Origin of the sequence: Bifidobacterium sp. SO1 (assembly GCF_018555335.1) — a bacterium.
GTDB lineage: Bacteria > Actinomycetota > Actinomycetes > Actinomycetales > Bifidobacteriaceae > Bifidobacterium > Bifidobacterium simiiventris.
Map to the genome: position 1 here is coordinate 184,146 of NZ_JAFEJR010000001.1, position 23,475 is coordinate 207,620.

Annotated in this window: 22 protein-coding genes and 1 pseudogene; 5 read left to right on the forward strand and 18 right to left on the reverse strand. The window is 52.2% G+C overall.

What is annotated here, in order from left to right; translation table 11 throughout:
• Nucleotides 1-98: 98 nt before the first annotated feature.
• Entirely contained in the window at nt 99-929 is an 831-nt protein-coding gene (locus tag JS541_RS00830; RefSeq protein WP_214372421.1) for a C40 family peptidase, read from the reverse strand.
• A gap of 270 nt (nt 930-1,199) precedes the next feature.
• Nucleotides 1,200-2,201, reverse strand: a complete 1,002-nt coding sequence (locus JS541_RS00835; RefSeq protein WP_214372422.1) for a CHAP domain-containing protein — start codon at nt 2,199-2,201, stop codon at nt 1,200-1,202.
• A gap of 221 nt (nt 2,202-2,422) precedes the next feature.
• Between JS541_RS00835 and serC the strand changes: the two genes are divergently transcribed.
• Together serC and JS541_RS00845 are read left to right on the forward strand one after the other, a co-directional pair.
• Nucleotides 2,423-3,571, forward strand: coding sequence for a phosphoserine transaminase (gene serC, locus JS541_RS00840; protein ID WP_214372423.1), 1,149 nt, complete (start codon nt 2,423-2,425; stop codon nt 3,569-3,571).
• A gap of 155 nt (nt 3,572-3,726) precedes the next feature.
• Nucleotides 3,727-3,981, forward strand: coding sequence for a DUF2530 domain-containing protein (locus JS541_RS00845; RefSeq protein ID WP_214372424.1), 255 nt, complete (start codon nt 3,727-3,729; stop codon nt 3,979-3,981).
• A 9-nt stretch (nt 3,982-3,990) separates the two neighbouring features.
• Here JS541_RS00845 and JS541_RS00850 read toward each other — a convergent pair whose 3' ends face one another.
• Nucleotides 3,991-5,295, reverse strand: a complete 1,305-nt coding sequence (locus JS541_RS00850; protein WP_240539190.1) for an ATP-binding protein — start codon at nt 5,293-5,295, stop codon at nt 3,991-3,993.
• A gap of 186 nt (nt 5,296-5,481) precedes the next feature.
• Between JS541_RS00850 and phoU the strand changes: the two genes are divergently transcribed.
• Nucleotides 5,482-6,162 carry a phosphate signaling complex protein PhoU gene (gene phoU, locus JS541_RS00855; protein WP_214372425.1) on the forward strand — a complete coding sequence of 227 codons (681 nt, stop codon included), beginning with the start codon at nt 5,482-5,484 and terminating at the stop codon, nt 6,160-6,162.
• Nucleotides 6,163-6,491: 329 nt separating this feature from the next.
• On the opposite strand, the gene JS541_RS00860 is transcribed toward phoU, so the two are convergent.
• The 3 genes and pseudogenes from JS541_RS00860 to JS541_RS00870 form a co-directional block, all read right to left on the reverse strand.
• On the reverse strand, nt 6,492-7,232 hold the full coding sequence (locus JS541_RS00860; RefSeq protein ID WP_152358234.1) for a phosphoglyceromutase: 741 nt from the start codon (nt 7,230-7,232) through the stop codon (nt 6,492-6,494).
• A gap of 113 nt (nt 7,233-7,345) precedes the next feature.
• Entirely contained in the window at nt 7,346-8,518 is a 1,173-nt protein-coding gene (gene menA, locus JS541_RS00865; protein ID WP_236036977.1) for a 1,4-dihydroxy-2-naphthoate octaprenyltransferase, read from the reverse strand.
• A gap of 76 nt (nt 8,519-8,594) precedes the next feature.
• Nucleotides 8,595-8,825, reverse strand: a pseudogene (locus JS541_RS00870) (Fic family protein); the annotation flags it as partial.
• Nucleotides 8,826-8,991: 166 nt separating this feature from the next.
• Here JS541_RS00870 and JS541_RS00875 point away from each other — a divergent pair.
• The gene (locus JS541_RS00875; protein WP_214372426.1) at nt 8,992-9,489 is read left to right on the forward strand and encodes a nucleotidyltransferase domain-containing protein; all 498 of its coding nucleotides are present in this window, start codon (nt 8,992-8,994) and stop codon (nt 9,487-9,489) included.
• 33 nt (nt 9,490-9,522) lie between these two features.
• Complete coding sequence (locus JS541_RS00880; RefSeq protein WP_236036975.1) at nt 9,523-9,969, forward strand: HepT-like ribonuclease domain-containing protein; 447 nt, start codon at nt 9,523-9,525, stop codon at nt 9,967-9,969.
• Between the two features lie 532 nt (nt 9,970-10,501).
• On the opposite strand, the gene JS541_RS00885 is transcribed toward JS541_RS00880, so the two are convergent.
• From JS541_RS00885 to JS541_RS00940, 12 genes are all read right to left on the reverse strand, one after another.
• Nucleotides 10,502-11,446 (reverse strand): GDP-L-fucose synthase, encoded by a 945-nt coding sequence (locus JS541_RS00885; RefSeq protein WP_276310669.1) that lies wholly within the window; start codon nt 11,444-11,446, stop codon nt 10,502-10,504.
• A 6-nt stretch (nt 11,447-11,452) separates the two neighbouring features.
• Nucleotides 11,453-12,499 carry a GDP-mannose 4,6-dehydratase gene (gmd, locus tag JS541_RS00890; RefSeq protein ID WP_214372427.1) on the reverse strand — a complete coding sequence of 349 codons (1,047 nt, stop codon included), beginning with the start codon at nt 12,497-12,499 and terminating at the stop codon, nt 11,453-11,455.
• 174 nt (nt 12,500-12,673) lie between these two features.
• Nucleotides 12,674-13,507: an AraC family transcriptional regulator gene (locus tag JS541_RS00895; RefSeq protein ID WP_214372428.1), complete on the reverse strand. Its 834-nt coding sequence runs from the start codon at nt 13,505-13,507 to the stop codon at nt 12,674-12,676.
• 13 nt (nt 13,508-13,520) lie between these two features.
• Nucleotides 13,521-14,768: a nucleotide sugar dehydrogenase gene (locus JS541_RS00900; RefSeq protein WP_214372429.1), complete on the reverse strand. Its 1,248-nt coding sequence runs from the start codon at nt 14,766-14,768 to the stop codon at nt 13,521-13,523.
• Between the two features lie 131 nt (nt 14,769-14,899).
• Nucleotides 14,900-16,402: a murein biosynthesis integral membrane protein MurJ gene (gene murJ, locus JS541_RS00905; protein ID WP_214372430.1), complete on the reverse strand. Its 1,503-nt coding sequence runs from the start codon at nt 16,400-16,402 to the stop codon at nt 14,900-14,902.
• Nucleotides 16,403-16,422: 20 nt separating this feature from the next.
• Entirely contained in the window at nt 16,423-17,187 is a 765-nt protein-coding gene (locus JS541_RS00910) for an SGNH/GDSL hydrolase family protein (RefSeq protein ID WP_214372431.1), read from the reverse strand.
• A 5-nt stretch (nt 17,188-17,192) separates the two neighbouring features.
• Nucleotides 17,193-18,431: a hypothetical protein gene (locus JS541_RS00915; protein ID WP_214372432.1), complete on the reverse strand. Its 1,239-nt coding sequence runs from the start codon at nt 18,429-18,431 to the stop codon at nt 17,193-17,195.
• 28 nt (nt 18,432-18,459) lie between these two features.
• On the reverse strand, nt 18,460-19,656 hold the full coding sequence (locus JS541_RS00920; RefSeq protein ID WP_214372433.1) for a glycosyltransferase family 4 protein: 1,197 nt from the start codon (nt 19,654-19,656) through the stop codon (nt 18,460-18,462).
• A 36-nt stretch (nt 19,657-19,692) separates the two neighbouring features.
• Nucleotides 19,693-20,814, reverse strand: coding sequence for a glycosyltransferase (locus JS541_RS00925; RefSeq protein ID WP_214372434.1), 1,122 nt, complete (start codon nt 20,812-20,814; stop codon nt 19,693-19,695).
• Nucleotides 20,798-21,955 carry a glycosyltransferase family 4 protein gene (locus JS541_RS00930; protein ID WP_214372435.1) on the reverse strand — a complete coding sequence of 386 codons (1,158 nt, stop codon included), beginning with the start codon at nt 21,953-21,955 and terminating at the stop codon, nt 20,798-20,800. The genes JS541_RS00925 and JS541_RS00930 overlap by 17 nt, the downstream gene beginning before the upstream one ends.
• A 15-nt stretch (nt 21,956-21,970) precedes the next feature.
• On the reverse strand, nt 21,971-22,879 hold the full coding sequence (locus JS541_RS00935) for a glycosyltransferase family 2 protein (protein ID WP_214372436.1): 909 nt from the start codon (nt 22,877-22,879) through the stop codon (nt 21,971-21,973).
• Between the two features lies 1 nt (nt 22,880).
• Nucleotides 22,881-23,462 carry an acyltransferase gene (locus tag JS541_RS00940; RefSeq protein ID WP_240539191.1) on the reverse strand — a complete coding sequence of 194 codons (582 nt, stop codon included), beginning with the start codon at nt 23,460-23,462 and terminating at the stop codon, nt 22,881-22,883.
• Nucleotides 23,463-23,475: the final 13 nt, after the last annotated feature.

Genomic DNA, 23,475 nt, shown 5'->3' on the forward strand with positions numbered 1-23,475 from the left:
CGTGGGAAAAAACACAAAACGGCATCCGAAATCGGATGCCGTTCGCGTTGGTGTCTGGACCTAAACGTAATGCCGGATGGTCGTGACGATCGGAATGATCAGAGAACCCGTCGGATGGAGTAGCCGCTGGTGAACACGCCCAGGCCGGTGATCTGCGTGCCCTGGTACGGGTTGAGCGCGTTGACGACCAGACCGTTGCCGATGTAGATGGCGGCGTGGGTGCCGTTGGCGAGGATGTCGCCGGGCTGTGCCTCGGCGATGCTGGCGACCGCGGTGCCCACCGTGGCCTGCGCTCCGGACGATCGCGGCAGGCTGATGCCGAACTGGGCGAACACGTACTGCACGAAGCCGGAGCAGTCCCAGCCGCTGGGCGTGTTGCCGCCGGCGGCGTACGGCGCGCCGACGAACTGGGTGGCATACGAAACAAGCGCCTCGGCGCTGGCCGAGGTGACGGCCGACGTGCTTGCGGCGGAGCCGGCGGCCTCGCCAGTGGACGTGGACGAATCGGAAGAAGACGTGGACTGAGAGGACGAGTCGTTGGAGATGGACTCGCGCTCGGACGAACGGCTGGCGGCGGCCGCCTGAGCCGCAGCAGCCTCCTGAGCGGCCTGCGCGGCGGCTTCGGCTGCCTCCTTGGCGGCCTGTTCCTCGGCGGCCTTGGCCGCGGCGGCGTCCTTCTCAGCCTGGGACTGGGTCTGCGGCACATCGAGGTTCTCGGTGCTGCCCCAGTTCGCATCGTCATTCACCGACGTGGAGGTCGCTTCGGCCAGCAGATCCTTACGCACCACCTGAGCCTTCGGGAACGAGCGAGACGAGGTGACGGTTCCAGCCGCATCGGCGGCGAACGCGGCAGGGGCGACCGCAACACAGGCCATGCCCGACAACGCCGCGACGGCGACAATCACAGATACATTACGTTTAATATTCATCACCAAGCGACACTACTACGGGATCTATCCAAATGTCCGACTTGTTCAGGAATCGCCAAGATAACGCCCAGTAAAGTCGCGAACATCACACATCGTCCGGTCACCATTCCGCCGCAGATCCGAAAAATACGCGACGATCGATCAGACGAGCGGTCAGACCATACGGCACAAGCGATCGCCACGGACAACCAGCCACGAACAGTCTGTCTGGAATTTGTCTGGCGGCTTGTCTGTCGGAATCAGAAATGTCAGCGATCAGTAGTGGATGAATCAGTAGTGGATGAACTGCAGCTGCGCCGCGTCGGTCGCGCTGATCGTACGTGTCGAGATCACGCCGAGACCCTTGACGTTGGATTCGGACACCTCGATCGAGCCGTCCTTGTGGATCTTCTCGACGACCGCGACATGGCCGTAATACGAATCGGCGTTCAGCTGTCCGGGCTGGAAGACGACCACGTCGCCGACGTGACGCGCGGTCGAATCGACCCAGTAGCCGAACGTGCGCGCTGCATCGGCCCAATCCGCACCGTTGCCGAAATACGAGCCGACCGGCAGGCCGAGCTCCACGCGCCGGTTGTAGGCGTACCACGTGCACTGGCCCCACGGGTAGGCATTGCCGCCGTTCTCGCCGGTCGCATGGTTCGGGTTGAAACCTTCCGGCAGCGCGTCCGCATCCTGATCCATCAGCGCCGCAACCACGGCGTTGTCCGCAATGGATTTGGACATGCTGTCAACGTCCAGCGAGGCGGTACCGCTGTCCAGACCCCAATCGCCCTCGTTGGCGGTCTGCTGGGACGCACCGTCGGCGGAGTTCGCGGAAGAGGCGGAAGACAGCTCGCTCAGCGGCGTACGGCTTTCCGAACGCGACGCCGAGGCGGTATCAGAGCCGCTCTCGCTGGCGACGACCGGCTTGAGCTGCGTAGTGGTGGTTGCCGGATCCGCATCGGCGAGATCCAGCACGTTCGGATTGGCGACGGCGATCGCACTGGCGGCGGCACCGACCAGTGCGGCCAGGGACGCGGACGTCACGAATGCGGAACGACGTTCGGCCGCACGCGCCGCCTCGCGGATGGCGCGACGGGATTGCGGGGCGACTTCGTTGAGCTTGTCGGCGAGCGCCTGATCAAGGCCGAGGATCGCACCGCCGTTGGCGAGCTGCACCGCGCGCACGTTGCGCGGCGAATGCGAGCCGCGGCTCGAGGCAAACAGCGACTGCGCCAGCTGAAGATACTGCGGCGTAGCCTTGTGCGCCTTGTGGGCTCCATGCCTCATACGGTACGCTCCTTGCCTGTCTGCCGTTGTGCGAATTATCAATCATCAGCGAAAAAGCCTATGCTTCCGCTCCATCCCTGCACCTTACCCCAAGGCGCGGTCAACTCCCCCGTTCCCTCGTACGGCCGGACGTCTCGTCGAACCGGCGCGGCGGCGTCGCCGGCGTTTCGCACAACGGACGATTCTGCCCCGAATCCGAGTCGACGGCTAGGCTGAGGGGCATGGCCAATACGATTATCATCCCCCAGTCCATGTTGCCCGAGGACGGTCGGTTCGGTTCCGGCCCGAGCAAGATCCGCGGCGAACAGGTCGACGCCCTGCAGGCCGGCGCGCGGACGCTGCTCGGCACCTCGCACCGCCAGACCCCGGTCAAGCAGGTGGTCGCCTCGATCCGCGAGGGCCTGTCGGCGTTCTTCCACGCACCGGACGGCTATGAGATCGCGCTGGGCAACGGCGGCGCGAGCGCGTTCTGGGACATGGCCTGCGCCTCGCTGATCTCACGGCGCGCCGCGTTCGGCGCATATGGCTCGTTCAGCGCGAAGTTCGCCGCGTCGGCGGCCAATGCGCCGTTCCTGGAGGATCCCGTGGTCTACGAGGGCGAGCCGGGCACGTATCGTCTGCCTGAGTTCACCGAGGATGCGGACGCGTATTGCTGGGCGCACAACGAAACGTCGACCGGCGTAGCGGCCCCGGTGCAGCGCGTGGCCGGCTCGCTTGAGCAGGGCGCGATCACGCTGGTGGACGGCACATCGGCGGCCGGTGCGCTGCCGGTGGACGTCGCCGAAACGGATGCCTATTATTTCTCCCCGCAGAAGGCGTTCGGCTCGGACGGCGGCCTGTGGATCGCGGTGCTCTCCCCCGCTGCGGTCGAGCGCGCCGCCAGCGTGGAGCAGGGCGCGAAGCTGGACGGTGCGCGCCGCTGGGTGCCGCCGTTCCTGTCGCTGACCTCGGCGATCGCCAATTCGCGCAAGGATCAGACGCTGAATACGCCGGCCGTGGCCACGCTGGTCATGCTGGAGAATCAGGTGCGTTGGCTCAACGACAACGGCGGACTGGCTTGGGCGGCCGCACGGTGCGCGAAGTCCGCGTCACTGCTGTATGACTGGGCCGAACGTTCGCAGTACGCGCAGCCGTTTGTTGCCGATGCAAACGCGCGTTCGCATTCGGTGGTGACCATCGATCTGGACGATGCCGTCAGCGCGAATCAGGTCGTGGCCGCGTTGCGCGAGAACGGCATCGTGGATACGTCCGGATACCGCAAGCTGGGCCGCAACCAGCTGCGCATCGGCGTGTTCCCCTCGGTCGAGCCGTCCGACGTGGCCGCGCTCACGCAGTGCGTTGACTACGTTGTCGAACATCTCGCCGACTGACTCCATATCCTCGTCGCCTGTCATTTCGAGCGAGGCGAAGCCGAGTCGAGAAATCTTTCATATCCACCGTCGGCAAGAGATTTCTCCACTCGCTGCGCTCGGTCGAAATGACACCATATCCGCCACGGTAACGGGTTCGCGGTAGAGTGCACGATATGAAATTCGCACCGATCATCAATCCGGACGCCTGCCGTCCGGCTCCCAAGCCCGTGCGCGTCGATCTGCGCAAGACGTTCCTGATCGGCACGGCGATATGGTGCGTGGCGCTGATCGTGTGCGCGGTTCTGCTGTTCCTCGATCTGCCGGTGCTGCGTTGGCTGATCGTATGCGCGGCCGGCACGGTGATCGGCGTGATGATGCTGATCTGGGAGCATTTCGACCGCTGGGACTACCGCCGTCTCGGCGTGTGATTCACCAGCCTACTGTGCCAGCGGCAGCGAGAACGTGAACGTGCTGCCGCTGCCGGGCACGCTCCATACCGTCACATTGCCGTGATGAGTGAGCGCGACGTGCTTGACGATCGCCAATCCCAATCCGATGCCGTCGCGCGAACGCAACGTCTGATTGCCGCCGCGGTAGAACCGCTCGAAAATACGTGTCTGCTCGTCCTTGGCGATACCCACGCCTTGGTCGACCACCTCGACCACCGCCTGCGAACCGTTCTCCGACCGGGATACCGCAACGTTCACCGTGCCACCGGCCGGCGAATACACGAGCGCGTTGCGCACGAGCTTCGATATGGCCGCGGTGACCTGTTCCGCGTCGCCGTTCACGGTCAGCGAGTCATCACCGGATATGTTGACGGCAACGCCGTACCGTTCGCTGTCGGCATGCAACCGTTCGCAGGCCAGCCGCACCTGCTCCATCATGTTCAGACGGTTCGCCGAGGACGGCGCGATCGGCTCCTGCGCCTTGATGAGCAGCATAAGATCAGCCACCATGCGGTTGAGCCGGTCGCACGACGAACGCACCTGATGCGCATGCCACGACACCTGTTCGGCGTCCAGCGCATCGTTCGCCAGCGAATCGGCAAGCTGTTCCAACGCCTGCGACGGCTTGAGCAGCTGTTCGGACACATTGTTGATGAACGAGTCGCGCACCTGAGCGAACCGGATCGCCTCACTCACGTCATCAATGAGCACGACCACAAAATCACCGACCTTGCCGACCGTCACCTTCAGCCAGTTCGGGCGCACCACGCCGCGCACCTTCACCGGCGCATCGGGACTGTCCTGCTCGCGCGTGTGCGTGGTCAGATCGAATTGCTTGCGTCCGCCGGCGCGACGCACCTCGCGCACCGCGTCACGCACCTCGTCGCTGATGATCGACTCGTCGTCGACCACGCCGAGCGTGTATGCATCCGGATTCGCGCGGATCACCTCGTCTTGGTCGTTGATCACGACCGTTGCCTCGGGCAGCATCGCCAGCAAAGCGTTCGTGTCTTCGCCAAGATCCTCGGTCTCGGCATCGTCGTCAACCCTCCTGCGAAACACCGCATGAAACCATGAGACGATCCGCTGCGGCACCGAGCCGGCATGCTCGCCGCCGCGATCGCGCCGTCCGTTCCCGTCATCCGTCCCGTCCTGATCATCCTTGCCAACGAACCGATTGTCGAACAGTGGACGGATCAGATCGTAGATCCAGAACACCACCAAGGTCACCAATCCCAGTCCCATGATGGAGAACGGCACAAACACGATGATGGTTCGCAGGTTTTCGGGCATAGGCTCCATTCTCCCACATCGCGACTGTGAAGGCTAACGACATGCCGGGCAGATGAATGCAAGGTGAACGATTCCGTGAACAATGCCTAAACGTCGCATGGCTTTATCGCTACGTTGTTGAGAAACGTGCGATACGGCTAATACACTGGTATAGGTTGCAGAAGTGTTGAAAGGAAAGGCACAACAATGCGCGTTATCTTTAACGAGGAGATGAAGGCCGTCGCCGACGACCTCGACCGCATGGCCAAGGATGTTCGCAAGGCCATCAACGGCGCGGGCAAGGCGCTGCTGGACACCGATGTCGAAGCGGCGCAGGCCGTGATCGACGGCGACATCGAGATCGATGCCCTTGAATCCAGCGTGATCGACCAGTGCGTCAAGCTGCTCGCCAAGCAGACCCCGGTCGCCACCGACCTGCGCGTGGTTGTCTCCACGCTGCGTCTGGCCGCGACGTTCGAGCGTATGGGTGATCTGGCCCGTCACATCGCCGAATCGGCCCGCCGCGCATACCCGGAGTCCCCGCTGCCGGAGGAGGCGAAGGACATCTTCAAGCAGATGCAGGACTTCCTCGACGAGACCGCCGACAACGTTGTCGCCATGCTGGCCGACCGTGACGCGAAGATCGCCGACCGCATCATCCGCAACGACGACAAGCTCGACGAGCTGCACCACAAGACCTTCGAGCTGACGCTGTCCGACGATTGGAAGGGCACCAAGCAGCAGCTGATCGACGTGGTGCTGCTCGGCCGCTTCATGGAGCGTCTCGGCGATCACGCCGTGTCCGCCGCGCGCCGCGTGGTGTTCATCGTCTCGGGTTTTGACCCGAGCAAGGAGCCGACCCGCGACGAGGACGGCGCCGTCGACTGATCGTTCGATCAATCGTCAGCGGCTTTATGAACATGAAAACCTCCCCTTGTGGGAGGTTTTCATGTTTTCCGCGATGCCACAGCGCATCCCGCCGCTCCTCCCAGTACCGCCTTCATGGCCGGGAGCGTGACCGGGAGCGCCCCAAGGATGAGACTAGGTCTCCAAACCATTGAAAAATAGCGGTTTTCCTAAATCACTGGTTTTGTTATCCCCGCTCCCGGTCACGCTCCGCGGCACTGTAGCCACGCGACATAACGCAACGTGGGGAGCCACACAAATGCGGCTCCCCACGTTGTATATCAGATCGATGCCGTCGACGACGGCTCAGATCACTTCTGGCCCTGGGCGGCGACAGCGGCGGCGCCGGCAGCGGCGGCCTCCGGGTCGAGGTACTCGCCACGCGGCTTAACCGGCTTGAAGTCGTCGTCAAGCTCGTACAGCAGCGGGATGGCGGTCGGAATGTTGACCTTGGCGATCTCTTCCTCGGTCAGGTTGTCGAGCATCTTGACGATGGCACGCAGCGAGTTGCCGTGGGCGGCGATCAGGACGGTCTTGCCGGCCTTGAGCTGCGGCTCGATGTCGGACTTGAAGTACGGCTCGACACGCTTGACGACGTCGGCCAGGCACTCGGCTTCCGGAACCGGATCGCCGGTGTAGCGCGGGTCGTGGTTCTGCGCGTACTGGTCGTTCGGGTCGATCTCGGGCGGCGGGGTCGCGTAGGAACGACGCCACAGCATGAACTTCTCGTCGCCGTACTCCTCGCGGATCTCGGTCTTGTTCTTGCCCTGCAGAGCGCCGTAGTGACGCTCGTTGAGACGCCAGCTGCGCTCGACCGGGATCCACAGACGATCCGCGGCGTCCAGCGCGATGTTGGCGGTGTTGATCGCACGACGCAGCAGCGAAGTGAAGACGATGTCCGGCAGGACGTTCTTCTCCTTGAGCAGCTCGCCGCCGCGCTTGGCTTCGGCCTCACCCTGCTCGGTCAGCGGGACGTCGACCCAGCCGGTGAACTGATTGGTTTTGTTCCATGCGCTCTGTCCATGACGGAGCAGTACTAGTTTGTAAGTCATACGGCCCAGTCTACCGCCCCGTCAGCCCAGACACGAGCGTTTGTCTGAAAAACGGGCGGTCGGCGCGGTCAGGGCCACGGTCATCAATGTGACCATCAGCGCGGTCGGCGCGGTCAGATGCCGGATGCGAGCACGCAGACCACGATCAGAGCCGCGAAGAACAGCGTCTGATAGCCGGCGTCGGCGAGCGCCCACCGATAGTCGTGCCGTTCGACGCTGCGCAGGATCCGCAGCGGCACGGCGATGCCGGAAATCGCCAGGATCATGCCCCACGGCCACCACAGCATGGCGACGATCGCGAGAGACAGCAGCAAATCGACCACGACGCACACGGTCAGTGCAACGCGCGCTCCCCGCTCCCCCAGTCGTACGGCCAGCGTGCGTTTGCCATGCCTCGCATCCGAATCGATGTCGCGCAGGTTGTTGACCATGAGCAGGAGCATCGCGTTGAGTCCACAGCATATAGCCGCGAGCACGCCCATGAGGTCGATCGTGCCGGCGAGTGCGTATTCGGTGCCGAGCACGGCCGCCAGTCCGAAGAACAGGAACACGCCGAGTTCACCGAATCCCGCGTAGCCGTAAGGGTGACGGCCGCCGGTATAGAACCAGCCGGCGAGGAGACTCAGCATGCCGACCGCGAACAGCCACCAGGCATGCGAGATGAGGATTGCCGCGAGCCCGGCGACGCATGCGATCGCGGCGGCGATGCCGGCGGCGGCGAGGACTTGCCTCGGTGGGACACCGGATGCGACGAGCCGTTGCGGTTTGGGAGCGGAAGCCGGATGAAGACGTTCGCCGGATGACGATGTGGACCGCGCGCCGGATATCGAATGCGCGGATGACGGTTGCGATTGCGATGCCGCGAGGTCGGTTGAATTGATCGGCTGAGCCGACGCTTGAGACCGCGATGATGCTTGTGGCTGCGGTGCCGATTGCGCCGACGCCACGGCCGATTCAGGCACCGACCGCCCATCGTCCGTGCCGCGGATGCCGTCGGAGTAGTCGTTGGCGAAGTTGACGGCGATCTGCAGGCACAATGCGACGACCGTGCACAGGACGGCGACCGGCCAGAACCGCCCGGTCAGTTCGCCCAGCAGCGCCCGGTTCGCCACGCATTCCGCCGGAACCGGATAGTTCATGGTGCACACGCCGAGCACACGGATATGACTCCACGCGCAGGCCGCCCCCACTACCACCGGCGAGATCGAAGCCGGCAACGTGCGCGGTCGCGTCCCGGCCAGCCACGGTTTCCATTGCGAGAATTTCGACGATCTCGTATCGTGCATAGAGTGCATACAGAACAGCATACGCGCCCCCTCTCGTCGGAGAGAAGCTTCCTCAACACTCCATATTGACTACTCACTGAGTGAATCTTGCTCTGGATTCATCGCCCTGTTTTCTTGCTTGCTCAGCCACCGACACCGCATTCTGCGTTTCCCCGCGAGTGCCGCGCACCCCTTCCATCTCATTGGCGGCGAACAGTTCCTCACTGATGGAATGCCGTATGTAGTCCCAACGCATGACGTCGGGAATCTGGTTCCACAACCGGGACACCCGCCGTTCGGCGAGCAGCACACGTTCCGTCAATATTGAGCAAGACTCACCTTTATAACACCTGTTTTAGTTATAGAACCATAAAATAGAAGCCAAAGCGAGTCAAACAGAAATTGCTCCCGGCCTTAGTACGACAGCCACCCGATGTACGGCCTTAAATCAGCCGACATGCCTTTAAATTAGTTTTTATGCTAATGTTGGCGGTATGCGAACTATTGAACAGCTGGATCAGGTCCGCAAAGAACGCGGGTTTTCGCAAAGCTCCGTCGCCCAGGCGATGCATGTCAGCCCACCCGTGCTGTCCCGCGCGCTACGCGGTAATCCCACGCAAGGTTTTCTGGAACGGTACCAGCAAGCACTTGATGACATATCACGCGGCACCACACCCAAGCATATCGCAGCGATCGCCAAACCGATTGCGCTGCGCAACCGCGTCGACGAACTCTACCTGTTTGGCTCGATGGCACGAGGCGAGGGACGAGCCGATTCGGACATCGATTTCATCTACCACTTCTCCCCCGACGCCAACCCCCTGATCGACGTCATCGCACTGCGTGACGAGCTGCGCAGGGCATTCGGACGCGACATCGACCTCGTACGCAAGGACTATCTCACCCAACCGCAGCGCGACCAGCTCAAAGAAATGCAGAGGATACTGTTCGTCAACAGCATCACCAAACATCCTATGTACCGTATCGTATGACACGGCCCTGAAACCTTCGCCTAGGAGATTCCCATGATCAAAACGGCCAAGCCTGATCATAATGACGAGCGGCACATACGGAACGCAAACCAGACGGAGCGAGACGCCATTCACATCGTCGCCATCATGCGCGCGATGAGGGACGCCCAGCGCTTTCTGGGAAACATGACGTTGGAAGAATTCAGCGATGACGACAAAACACAGAACGCCGTCGCGATGGCGGTGGCACGCGTGGGCGAGCACGTCAAAGGACTGTCCCGCAAGTTCCGGGATGCGGAGCCGCAAACGGAATGGAAAGCTATTGCCGGCACCCGCGATTGGATCGTACACGATTACGATGAACTCGACTTCGCTCGTCTCTATCAAGCAGTCACACAGGAGTTGCCACAGGTGATCGACGTATTACAGCCATATGTCGACGAACTGCAACATGTCGAACCTCGGACTGATACGTTGTTCGATGTGCCGCGGATTGGATGACCTATACCAACGTCCGGGGGATTGGAACCGGTACTTATTCATCACGAGTTGCGTGATTCGACATGGTTCTTGTAGGTCTTCTCTGATATAGAGAGGAGGGGATGGAAGCTTTTCCCGTCCCCTCCCAGGGTCTCATGCCATCTGCAAGGCAATCCATCCCGTCTTCACGTGATGGTGACACGGCCTTCCGCATTCCAGCGGTTTCGCCCGGCCAGTAGACTACACCTTCCTAACGGTTCAAGGCTTGCGCCCGTGAAGATATCCGGCAGTGACCTAGCAAGCCAACTCCGCCAACCCGACCGGACGGCAAGTCGGTTGGGGAAGGCCTCATTAAGCTTGTTGCTATGCATGATAACCTATGCGATCCCCTCCCGTCGGAGAGGGGCCGCGTATGCAGAGAAAAACAGGCAAACGTCGTCCTGCGGGACCGCATGGATTGCGGATGCGCGCAGGATCAGTAGGTCAGCGAATCCATCAACAGAGATCCACGAATCCATGAATCCGCCGGCCAGCGGACCGACGCATCGCCGGTTCAGCGTTCCGCGCGCATCGGGTTGTTGAGGAAGTCCTCGTATGCCAGGCGGATGCCGTCCTCCAGCTCGGTCTTGTACGTCCAGCCGAGCTTGGTGGCCTTGGACACGTCGAGCAGCTTGCGCGGCGTGCCGTTCGGCTTGGTGGTGTCCCACTTGATCTCGCCGGTGTAGCCCACGACCTTGGCCACGAGCTGGGTAAGTTCCTTGATGGTGAGTTCCTTGCCGGTGCCGGCGTTCACGGTCTCATTGCCGGAGTAGTTGTTCATGAGGAACACGCACAGGTTGGCCAGATCGTCCACGTACAGGAACTCACGCAACGGTGAGCCGTCGCCCCAGCAGGTTACGGATGGCGCGCCGGAGACCTTGGCTTCATGGAAACGGCGGATGAGCGCCGGCAGCACGTGGCTGTGGGTCGGATGGTAGTTGTCGTTCGGACCGTACAGGTTGGTCGGCATGACCGAGATGTAGTCGGTGCCGTACTGGCGGTTGAGGAACTCGCAGTACTTCAGGCCGCTGATCTTGGCGAGCGCGTACGCCTCGTTGGTCTTCTCGAGTGCGCTGGTGAGCAGGCAGTCCTCCTTCATCGGCTGCGGGGCCAGACGCGGGTAGATGCAGGAGGAACCAAGGAACTCGAGCTTCTTGCAGCCGTTCTGCCATGCGGAGTGGATCACGTTCATCTCGAGGATCATGTTGTCGTACATGAAGTCGGCGAGCGCCTCCTGGTTGGCGACGATGCCGCCGACCTTCGCTGCGGCAAGGAATACGTATTCCGGCTTCTCGGCGACGAAGAACTCCTCGACCTTGTCCTGACGGGTCAGGTCGAGTTCCTTGTGGGTGCGCGTGATGATGTTGGTGTAGCCCTGGCGCTCCAGTTCGCGCACGATGGCCGATCCCACCATGCCGCGGTGGCCTGCCACGTAGATTTTCGCGTTCTTATCCATCATGATTGATCAGATCTCCTTCAATGCCTTCTCGCGCTTGGCGAGCTGACGATCGTGCTTGGCCATGATTTCAACGAGCTGCTCGTAGCTGGTGGTCTGCGGGTTCCAGCCGAGCACGGTCTTGGCCTTGGTCGGGTCACCCCACAGGTTGTCGACGTCGGTCGGGCGGAACCATGCGGGGTTCACGCACACCAGCATCTTGCCGGTCGCCGTGTCGTAGCCCTTCTCGTCGAGACCCTCGCCTTCCCAGCGCAGGGTGATACCGTTGGCGGCGAACGCCTTTTCGGTGAAGTCTCGCACGGAGTGCTGCACGCCGGTGGCGATGACGAAGTCGTCGGGCTTCTCCTGCTGCATGATGAGCCACATGCATTCGACGTAGTCTTTGGCATAGCCCCAGTCGCGCAGCGAGTCGAGGTTGCCGAGTTCGAGGTGATCCTGCAGGCCTTCGGCGATACGGCCGGCGGCGAGCGTGATCTTGCGGGTCACGAAGGTTTCGCCGCGACGCTCGGATTCGTGGTTGAACAGGATGCCGTTGACGGCGAACATGCCATACGCCTCGCGGTACTCCTTGGTGATCCAGAAGCCGTACTGCTTGGCGACCGCGTACGGGCTGTACGGGTGGAACGGCGTGGTTTCGCGCTGCGGTACCTCTTCGACCTTGCCGTACAGTTCGGAGGTGGACGCCTGGTAGACGCGGGTCTTCTTGGTCAGGCCGAGAATGCGCACGGCTTCGAGAATACGCAGTACGCCGATGGCATCGATGTCGCCGGAGTACTCGGGCACGTCGAAGGAGACCTGGACATGGGACTGCGCGGCGAGATTGTAGATCTCGTCGGGTTGAACTATGCCGATGATGCGGATCAGCGAGGACGAGTCGGACAGGTCGCCGTCGTGCAGGGTGATGGAGCCGTCTTCGAGCAGGTGGTCGATGCGAGCGGTGTTGGAGATGGATGCACGACGATGGATGCCGTGCACTTCGTATCCCTTCTCCAGCAGGAATTCAGCCAGATAGGAGCCATCCTGGCCGGTGATGCCGGTGATCAGCGCTTTTTTCATGCGTGTTCTCTTTCGTTCGGATGTGCCCAGACGGGCGTGGTTAACTGACGTCTTCTATCGTAAAAAGAGACAGCAGATGCCGCCACTCTAGGCACGAGCAAAAACTAGCACGATATTGACTTTTGCCGTTCTTGTTATATGAGGTCGCGCATCCGGCAATCAGCGGCGTGAACATCACCACATTGCACGGTATTCGCGGGGAGACATGCCCTCGATCTTACGGAACATGCGGGTGAAGTAATTGGCATCGCCCATGCCCACTTCGGCGGCGATCTCGTCGATGTTCAGTTCGGTGAACCGCAGAAGACGTTTCGCCTCGGTAGTACGTCGGTAGTGGATGTAGTCGGTGATCGTCATACCGAACGATTCCTTGAAGATGCGTGACAGATAGTATTTGTTGACGAAGAACCTGCCGGCAAGCGCGTCCAATGTAATGCGCTCCGTGTAGTGATCGTTAAGCCAATCACGTACGTCGTCGAGCTCGACCTGCTTTTTGACTAGTTTGCTGGCCGGGGGATTCCACGATTCCTCCATGATGAGCGTGAGCAACGTGCCAAGTTTTTCGTTGATGCGCATGTCACGTATGTAGTCACCGGACGATGCGAGCGCGCGAAGGTCGTCGATGATCGCTTCGATGCGACCGGGAACCTGCGGATGGAGGACCGGCCTGCCGCCGCGTTCGCGGTATTTTGCGTAGATCGCGCTCATGGAAGGACCTTGGAAATGACACCATTTGAGTGTCCACAATTCGTCACCGGTCTCATGCGAGTATGCTCTGCGGCAGTCTACGAAGACCACGTCTCCGGCATGTAGATCGTAATGCTCGCCTTCATATCGTAACGTGCCGCTGCCATTCAACACCACGAAGCACAGGAACGATCCGAGGTGGTCGCGGCTACTCACATGAGGTGAAACTGCCGTGAGCTCCCCGACCTCCTGTATATGCAGCAGTGAGGCCCGTGCGAATCGGGTCGGCGTGTACAGCAGGCGGTCGGGGATGTCGTTCATAACAGATGGTCGTTTAGTCGCGGCGGAAGAGGTCGCGGGTGTAGACCTTGTCGGCCACGTCGGCAAGATCGGCAGCGTTCCAACGGTTCGCGACGATCACATCCGCACGCTCCTTGAACGAGGCAAGATCATGCGTCACCTCGCTACCGAAGAAATCAGGCGCATCCAACGTCGGCTCATACACCAACACCGTCACGCCCTTCGCCTTGATACGCTTCATCACACCCTGAATCGAAGACTGACGGAAATTATCCGAACCACTCTTCATCGTCAACCGGTACACACCCACCACCGGACGCTCCACACCGGCCACACGCTCCAACACCTCATCCGCGACGAAATCCTTACGCGTACGGTTCGATTCCACGATCGCACCGATCAGGTTCTGCGGCACATCCGCATAATTCGCCAGCAGCTGCTTGGAATCCTTCGGCAGGCAGTACCCGCCGTAACCAAAGCTCGGGTTGTTGTACTGGTTGCGAATACGAGGATCAAGGCACACACCCTTGATGATCTGCCCCGCATCCAGACCACGAGCCTCCGCATACGTATCCAACTCGTTGAAATACGCCACACGCAACGCGAGATACGTATTCGCGAACAACTTGATCGCCTCGGCCTCGGTCGTGCCACACACCAGCTGCGGAATGCCCTTGGAGCCATCCTCGTTCACACGATCCGCCTCCGCGGGATCGGCACCCTGAGCCAACAAGCCGGCAAAGGTGCGGGCCGCCTCCACAGCCTCCGCATCATCCGTCGGAGCACCCACCACGATACGCGACGGGTGCAGATTGTCATACAACGCGTGGCCCTCACGCAGGAACTCAGGAGAGAAGATGATCCGCTTATCCCCCAGCCTCTCACGCAACGCTGCCGTATACCCCACCGGAATCGTCGACTTGATCACAATCCACGCCGTCGGATCCTGCTCACGAATCGCGGCGATCGCAGCCTCCACGCTGGAGGTATCGAAATAGTTCTTCTGCGGGTCATAATTCGTCGGCGTCGCCACCACCGCGAAATCCGCACCCGAATACGCCAACTTCGGATCCAACGTCGCCGTAAAATCAAGACCCATCGAACCATCCCGCTTGCCATCCAAGAAACGGGTGATCTCCGAATCCACAATCGGGCTCCTGCCCTCATTCAGCATCTCGACCTTCTCAGGCACGATATCCAACGCATGCACCTGATTATGCTGCGACAGCAACAACGCCACCGACAAACCAACATAACCAGTACCAGCAACCGCAATCTTCATTACAAAACTCCATTCCTATCCGTCATATAATGGCGACAGACATCAGTCTATCCTCTATACCGTATCAACTTGAGATCGTATTGCAGACCTACGTCTCAGCCACAACCTTCTATCATCCAAAACCTTTATATCTAAGCAGCACGACGAAGTAAACATAAAATAAAATCTAGGATGTAATAAACTAACCAGAAGGCTAGAAAGACAGCTCCAAAAATCACAAAATAAATAAAGAGATTGTCAAAAGAAGCAGTGATCTTTTTTAAAAATAAAACCAAAGCAATATCAACGAATGCCGCAAAGACAAATTTGCAAATTTCTGATTTTGAGATTAGATTAAGTCCTTTAATTTTTCTTTTCAACATCAACGATAGCAATATTAGAGAAATCAATGCAGACAAAGATGTTGCATATGCTATACCAGCAATTCCGACGAAATGAGAAAGGGTAAAACAAAGAACAATGTTTATACCAATCGCAAACATATTGATAGAAGTGGGCGTCTTGCTATCCTGAAGAGAATAAAATATGTACACAAAAATATCTCTTAGGACAAAAATTATGAGGCCCAAACTATAGCCCAGAAGAATTTTCCCCGCAATCAATGAAGCATTAACACTATAATTACCACGCAAAAAAAGAATCTGAATAATTTCAGTACTAAAAAAAGGTAAAACTATAGCACAAGGAATGATGAATAGCAGAATAGTCTTCACTTGTGATTGTATAATTTCATTGAACTCATCTTTATTACCTGAAACATGAGCTTTTGACATCTTAGCAAAAGCAATTTGTAAAAGAGACGTAGAAAAAACCGTATAAGCAAGACTATTTACTTTAGCAGCCTGTTGCAAGGCAGTAATACTTCCAGTGGAAAATAAAGATGCTACTTGATTATCAACTAAAGTATTGATTTGCAACAATCCCGAGCTTACCAACATAGGGGGCATCAGACAAAACATATCCTTAATATAAGGATTGTTCCATTTGAAATTTAACGATATATGCGCATGTACAAAAATAGAACCAGCCCAAAGCAACAAAGCCCTTAACGCATATCCTAAAACAAGACACGAAATCAAAATCTCCGGTGAATGAAAACCCGTAAAAGCAGCAACCAAAATAGGAATAGGAAAAATGAGTTCTGTCGCAGTAGTATAAATATTCCTATCATATAATCTTAATAAAACCGTAAAAGCAGAAATAATGACAAGTGCAACAAGTGACCACGTACTGATCTTTACAAGTTCAGAGGCAAGAGATAATGCTTCACCCGTCAAGCCTCCAGCTAGGAGCTTGACATAAAAACTCGGGAATAAATATACAGTAAATATCAGCACTAACATTATTGAAATTGTGATTGACAGCATCCCGCCCATCGTCTTACCAAGCTTGGTCCTGTCGTCCTTATATAATTTCGCTGATACAGGCATCAAAGAATTAACATACGCGCTACTAAATAAACCAAAAATAGTTATCACAAGCAAGTATGCGACATTATACGCATCAGATTCCTTTGTAGCGCCCAAGACTTCTGCAATTTTCATCTCACGTATAAGTCCGAGCAACTTAACGAGCACTGTTATCAATATAACGATAACACTAGTAATTTGTAAATTACGAATATTCTTCCCCATTATAACCACTCTCAAACAAATCAATCAATGAACAAATCAGCAATTTGTTGACTAATGATTTGATATCCGCCAATATTTGGATGAAAATGATCACGGTAATACACTCTCTGCCATCCTAAATGTTTAACTGAATTCTCGAGTTCAGAAAAGATATCACAATATACTATATTGTTAAAGGTTTCTGTCGTTCTTTTTATTATAGAATTTGCTTCTATAAAGTTAGTAATATTCTCACCACCATAAATATCCGAGTCAAGAAATACTGTAGAACAGGCTATTACTTTGTACCCTGAGAGACTTGACAATAGTTCCTTATACTTAACGCTAAAAGCTTCGAGCGTCATAATCTGAGACTTGCCTTGGGTTCTTTCAATTATAAAACGCCATATTCTTCTATAAATATCATCGAAGTAATCGAATACTTTTCTAGGATATTTTTTCGAAATAAAAGGACGAGGAAAAAGCATCGAACCTATATTTTTGTAACGACTTGGCGTCAAAGATACAAGCCCGTATCTATTTTTTGTCAAATCATACATTTTTTTTACATCGACATTACCATACATCACAATAACGTAATCGGGCTTAATAGCATGAATTTGTTCTATATGATCGATTGGATAGCATATAGTAGATCCGGTTTTTGCAAAATTTATAATTTCGGCATCACAACAAAACTTCGCATCAAGCAGACGACATAGTTCGTCAGAATAATTTACCTTCTTACTTCCAATTCCCTCTGTGATAGAATCACCTAAAAGAAGAACCTTCATCGTTTTAGACATAATAGCTACCTCATACGATTAACTAATGTACAAGAAACAACAGAATCAGAAGACATGCAATAATATGCAATGATCAGGGGGATAATCATAGCATATTGTTCAAATAAGCTTCCAGAAAAAAGGACAGCTAAAATACAAACCAAATACCAATACCTATACCAGACTTCTATATTCTTAAGCTGTAGCACCTTCAAACAAAACTTAAATAAACAGAACATGAAAAGAGAAAAACCCCAGAGTCCATACTGCACAATAATAACCGTAAAGGTACTATCCATAGCTACAGAAGTTGTTCCCATAGATCTCCCGGTATTAGTACCCACTCCTAAACCATCACCAACAAGGACTGTTCTTAGATCCATTGCAAATAAATCAGACCAAGCTTTAAAACGTCCCTGTCCAGATTTCATCAATACTCCTCGACCTATATAATCAACAGAAGCCTTGATAACAAAGAAACCTATGACAGATATTAGCAGAGGAATAAGTATATTTTTATCTCTTTTTCTAATATTTAATTTTGATAAAACACCTGTCAAAATAAACATTACTGTATAAAAAATTGACCCGCGTCCACCTGAAGCGATCGCAAGAAAAGTCATTAAAATGGCACCGATTAAATAGTATCTAATCTTTATTAGATCATATTTAATAAATATACAGGAAAAAATAACACTTACACCTACAGCGTAAAAACCTAATGTTCCGGCATTAGTGAAAAGTCCCATCATGCGATAGCCACCAGATCCGAGGGAAAACCCACCACCAGAACGAATGAACTGCACAACAACAGATAAAGACTGTAAAATCAATATCAAAAAAGAAACTCTATATAGCTTATAATAAAACTCTTCATTTAAAAGAGCACTATGACAATATACATACACAACAAATGCATAACCATAGGCACGAATTCCTGCAACTACATTCAAAGGCGTATGTCCTGAAAACACACACAGCAACATTCCAATGCCTATGAAAGCGAACGCGATAAACCATGCCTTTTTGAATTGGTGAAAACTATTTTGTGCAATAAAACATGATAGTAATAGCACCAAAAGGAACACATCTTTTACATAATTTATAACTTTAGGTAAAACTCCACCTAAAGCAGTTAAATCTCTATTATAAGACCAAAGTACAATATTACCCGACTTAATTGTAAGATAATAATAACCAGCTCCCGTCAAGCAAATAAGCACGTATAAAACAATGAGCGCATTGCCCTTTTGTCCTTTTACCATATTTAACCTCATAACGAGAACTTTATGACTAATTCATATAAAGACGATAGGCATCCGCAATATTCTTCGAGAAAGCCTCCCAAGAACATTGGTCCGCATGTTCTTTGGCGGATTTACTCATTTTTATTAGTAAATTCCTATCCCGAAATAACTTCTTTAAATTACCAACAACGACATCAATGTCACCGTTCTCATTAATAAATCCGTCTTCACCATTAATGACAATGCCGCGTCCCCCTTGAGCTACTAAGCAAGGCATTGCATTCGACATAGCCTCTAACGTAACCATACCGAATCCCTCGCAGAGTGCCTGAAAAATAAAAATATCATTATCGGCATAGACATTATTAACTTCAGAATGGGGAATACGCTCGATGTAATTGCAATTAGGCAACCGCAAAATCCTCTCGATCAATCTATTATCTTCTGGTCTTAGCGGTTTTCCGACGAAAGTGAATTCAAAGGGCTCATCTATCAATCTGCTTGCCACTTTAACTATATAATGGACTCCTTTAATCAAACTTATTGACCCAATATAGAGCACATGCAGTTTTCTCCCATTCTTTTTTCTCTCATAAATATGTTCAAACTTATCTTCGGGAAAACTGCTTTGCGAAACTCCATATGGAAATTTCACTATCGGTTTGTTTGTATAAGACGATATTGAATGTTCTGTAACAGAAGAAGCAACAATAAGAAGATCTGCAATTTGCAAATTCTCCTTTTCGTACGCGATTTTCTCTTTTGAGAATCTAGAACCTATATATGAATCAGGATAATTCTCCTTGATAATTTCTTCGCGTAAACAATTTGCCTGCACAACATCAAATGGTTGAATCTGCTCGTATACTACTTTTATTCCCTTTATATTTGCATATCTTATTACATCATTACAAAAGCTTTGTAAAACATGAATGCAATCAAACTCTTGAATATTTCTTATAACCCATTTTTGATAAGCCCAAAAATATAGGCTTTCAAATTTCCCTGGAAACTTCTTATATAGTAAGAATAATATTTTAATCATAAAATTTGTCTTTACATATGAAGTAATTGCATCATTTTTCCAACCTTTTACAAGAGAACCAAATCTCGTATTAGACAAGATACGATCTATCAGATCGCCCTTATTATAATATCCAAGATAAGCTACAACTTCATTGCCGCTTTCCACAATACCATCTATGCTGTGATATACATGATGCCTAAGCGGATGAACAACCATGACTCGCATTAAACTACCTCGTATTTAGGAAAATGGCTATCTGCTATTAGCTTCTAAGACTTTTTTATACATATATTTCATCCCCTTCAGAGTAAAGCCTCTTTGCTCTAGTTTTTGTACTCTAACTGCATATGGGATTTCCTGAGGAATAAAATTAATAATTCTGTTAACCCACAATATATAATCATCAATGGAAAGAAAGTTCACAAGACCCAACCCCAGATCCACTTCATCTGTGATTTTGTCACTTAGCAAGCACGAAGTCCCTGCGGCTTGCGCCTCTACGGCTACAGTAGGCAATCCTTCAAAATGAGATGGAAGAATAAAAAGATCGAAATATTGAATTAACTGGGGTATATCTTTTCTATACCCAACACATATAACATTATCAACTAAATCATAATCTTTGATATATCTATCAATATCTTGCCTAAGTTCTCCATTACCAACAAGAATCATTTTAAATTTAAAATTTACTTCTTTTAACCCTCTAGCAATTTCTAACATAAAAAGATGATTCTTTTGCAGATTAAACCTGCCAATATGACCTATAACAAAATCATCACTTTTTACATTAAACTCTTTATCAAACATTAAATACGTATCTTGCGATATATCTTTAAATAATGCAGTATTTACACCATTTGGGATAACATATACTTGGTGCGATTTTATAAATTTTTCTCCGTAGATATAAGCATTTGCCATCTTGCTGCAGCCCATATAAATTCGAGCTCTAGACCTTGTAAACAGTCTCGATACAGGAAGTAGGATTTTTGTCAAAAAAGAGTTCTTCTCATCTGCTGTACGATGAGCATGCATTATGACAACATGCCTTGCATTCTTCGTTAAAAACTTAAAAAAATAACCTTTTATGCCAGAAATATGACAATGAATAAAATCGTAATCCCCTTGTTTCACAACCTGTTTATAGGTCATAATTGTGTCTATAACATTTTTGTATACACTTTTAAGCGCATATACATTCCCATTCTGCGAGGCAATTGCTTCAATAAAATCATTCGGGTATCCACCAAATCCAATCACATCATGTTGAAATTCATCTTTATCATTACCGATAGCAAGGTTTTTCACAAAAGACGAAATACCTCCGCCAAAACCAGGAATGATATGTAAAATCTTAATTTTCTTCGCCATTTGTCAACAGCTTCCAATACAGAATCATGATATTATTCGCCTCGGTTTTTTTAGAAATATACTCTCGCGCATATTTGAGTTTATCCTTAAAGGCGCCATCATTCATGTCAATGAGATTCTGAATAATGCTGATAAATTCATTACGCTTCGATAGTTTTGCCCCTATATGCAAAGCCTCAATGTAATCGTCCCACGGTGTTACACCTTTACTCAAAATACACAGACAGTTATTCATCATCGCTTCTACGATGACATGACCGTAATTTTCGCCTAATGTCGGAAAGAAAAATGCATGATAGCGTTCAAACACATGCGGAATATCTTTATGCTCAACTTCTCCGCAGTATCTCACGTTTACATTTGATGGCATTTTCCGAATAAGCTCTTCACATTCTGCCCAGTAAGCCTCGTCTTCCATCGGCCCATATATATCAAAATTAACATCCCCCTCTGATATATTTTCCAATATCTCGAGAGCAAACTTAATATTTTTCTTAGGAAAGATACGTGACACAAAAACCAACGACAGTTCGCCGGGCTTCTTCGTCACACGAGCTTCCTTTGCTATGAATTTTGCTGGAAGGTTTGGAGCTATAAAGACTTCTGCTTTAGGGAATTTATCCTTTATATCTTTGCTCTCAATTTCACTAGTAGCATGCCATACTAGGTCTCTATATAGTCTAAGAATCTTGGCAAGATAAATGTAACCGTACTTCTTTAACTTTTTATTTTCGCAGCCTCCGGTAAAATCTCCTCTTGGTGTCAAGATTACTGTTGCCTTCTTATTCTTCAGTTTGCCCATTCTTCTGAGCAACAGAGGACGAATCGTGAAGATCGGCGAAAAGAATCCATTCAAATACAGAACATCATATTCAATACTGTTTAATATCTGCTCAAAACCTTTTAATGACTGTTTTTCTGGACTCATGTAAAAGACTTTGGCTTTTCCAACCTGATTCCATTGATTTATCTTAATGTCCTTATACGGCCCCTCGTCTTTATAATCTCGATCAGCGCAAAGAACATAAAAATCAAAATTGTCAGATAAATTTTCAACCATGTTAATACATGATTGAATTGGGCCACCACCTTTATAACCAGGGGCATATTGTCCGTTAAGAATAAGAACTTTCTTCTTCATGCTATCGTCTTCTTCCTAGGCCTTGAGATCAGTCTGAGGTTTTAACCTAATATGTTTCTTTTCACATTCAAAAAGCTTTGCATCCACCAAGAATCTGTACCAATACGCTTGCAGGAAATGATAAATTCGTCCCTCGGTGCCATCTAGAAAACCTAACTTAATGTAATAACGATACAAGAAATATAAATGAGCACGGAAGAACGAAGGCAACCTGTAATATCCGTCATTCTTGACTATGCGCTTTATCTGTGCTTGTTCAGAGGAAGAGCCGTGTTCCTTCAGGGTCTCATCCATTTCATGAGCCAGAGTCAACTGATGATCCAGAGCTTCACGATTGCTGTACCAATTATGCTTTGCAATCCACCATTCTAGATCTTTTTGATTATTATCAATCAAATCATTTTTAAATGTGACTATGGTTCCCCCATTTGTAAGGACTAAGTGTTCATCCATCACTTTCATCTCTGAACGCGCTTTCCCAGTCCGAAAGATACGCAGCAATAGCTCAGGATAGCGTCCTCCATGCTTTATCCACCGTCCCATGAAAATCACTCGCCGTTTAACGATGATGCCATTCACCGATGCAGGAAGATTTGACAACTTCTTATCGAGCTCGGTTGCGAGTTCCGCTGTCAATTCTTCGTCCGCATCCATTTTCATGGTCCAAACGGTTGTAATACTCGTATTATCTAAACCCCAGTTGAATTGTTCGGCATGACTAACAAATTTATGCTGATAAAAGTCAAGCGAAGAACCCTGCTGACCAAGTTCTTTGTTCAGCTGCTTGCATAGAGCCTCAGTGCCATCGGTACTGTAACTATCAACGATCACAAATCGTCGAGCCACACCTCTAAACGATTCCACGCACTTACGGAGATTCTTTTCTTCATTTTTTGTAAGAATCACTACTGTCAAATCAGCCATTTCACACCTCCAGAGTGCGGATTACACGAGCGGGATTGCCAGCGATTACCGAATTGGCGGGGAAGTTGCCACTTACCACGGCACCCGCTCCCACCACGCAACCGTCACCAAGCACAGTACCTTTGAGAATGATGGAGTTGCAGCCAATGAAGCAGTTCCTTCCGATGTGGATTTCTCGGGAAGGAATCAGATCTACGGCATCACCGCCATGCTCATCATTCAGCAAACGCAGACGATCTTCCGTATCAATCGGATGGAAATCGTTGTCAAGAATCTTGGCATTGCCACCAATGCAAGTGTTCTCACCGATATAAATGCCTTTGCGAGCATAGATGGTTGCACCGGAAATACCCACATGATCGCCGATCTCGATCACGGCACCCGGAGCACGGGTCACAATGACCGTGCGTGAATACAATCCCACCAAATTGCTCAGAAAGCTGCTCTTGATGGTTACGCCCTCACCGATGTGTAAAGTCGCGCCGCCCTTGTTGAAAATGACCGGCACACCTTTCAGTAGCAGACCCTTGCCATACTGCACTTTGGTGGCTTTCATCACTAGTTTGAACCAGTTGCTGTTCATATCACCATCACCG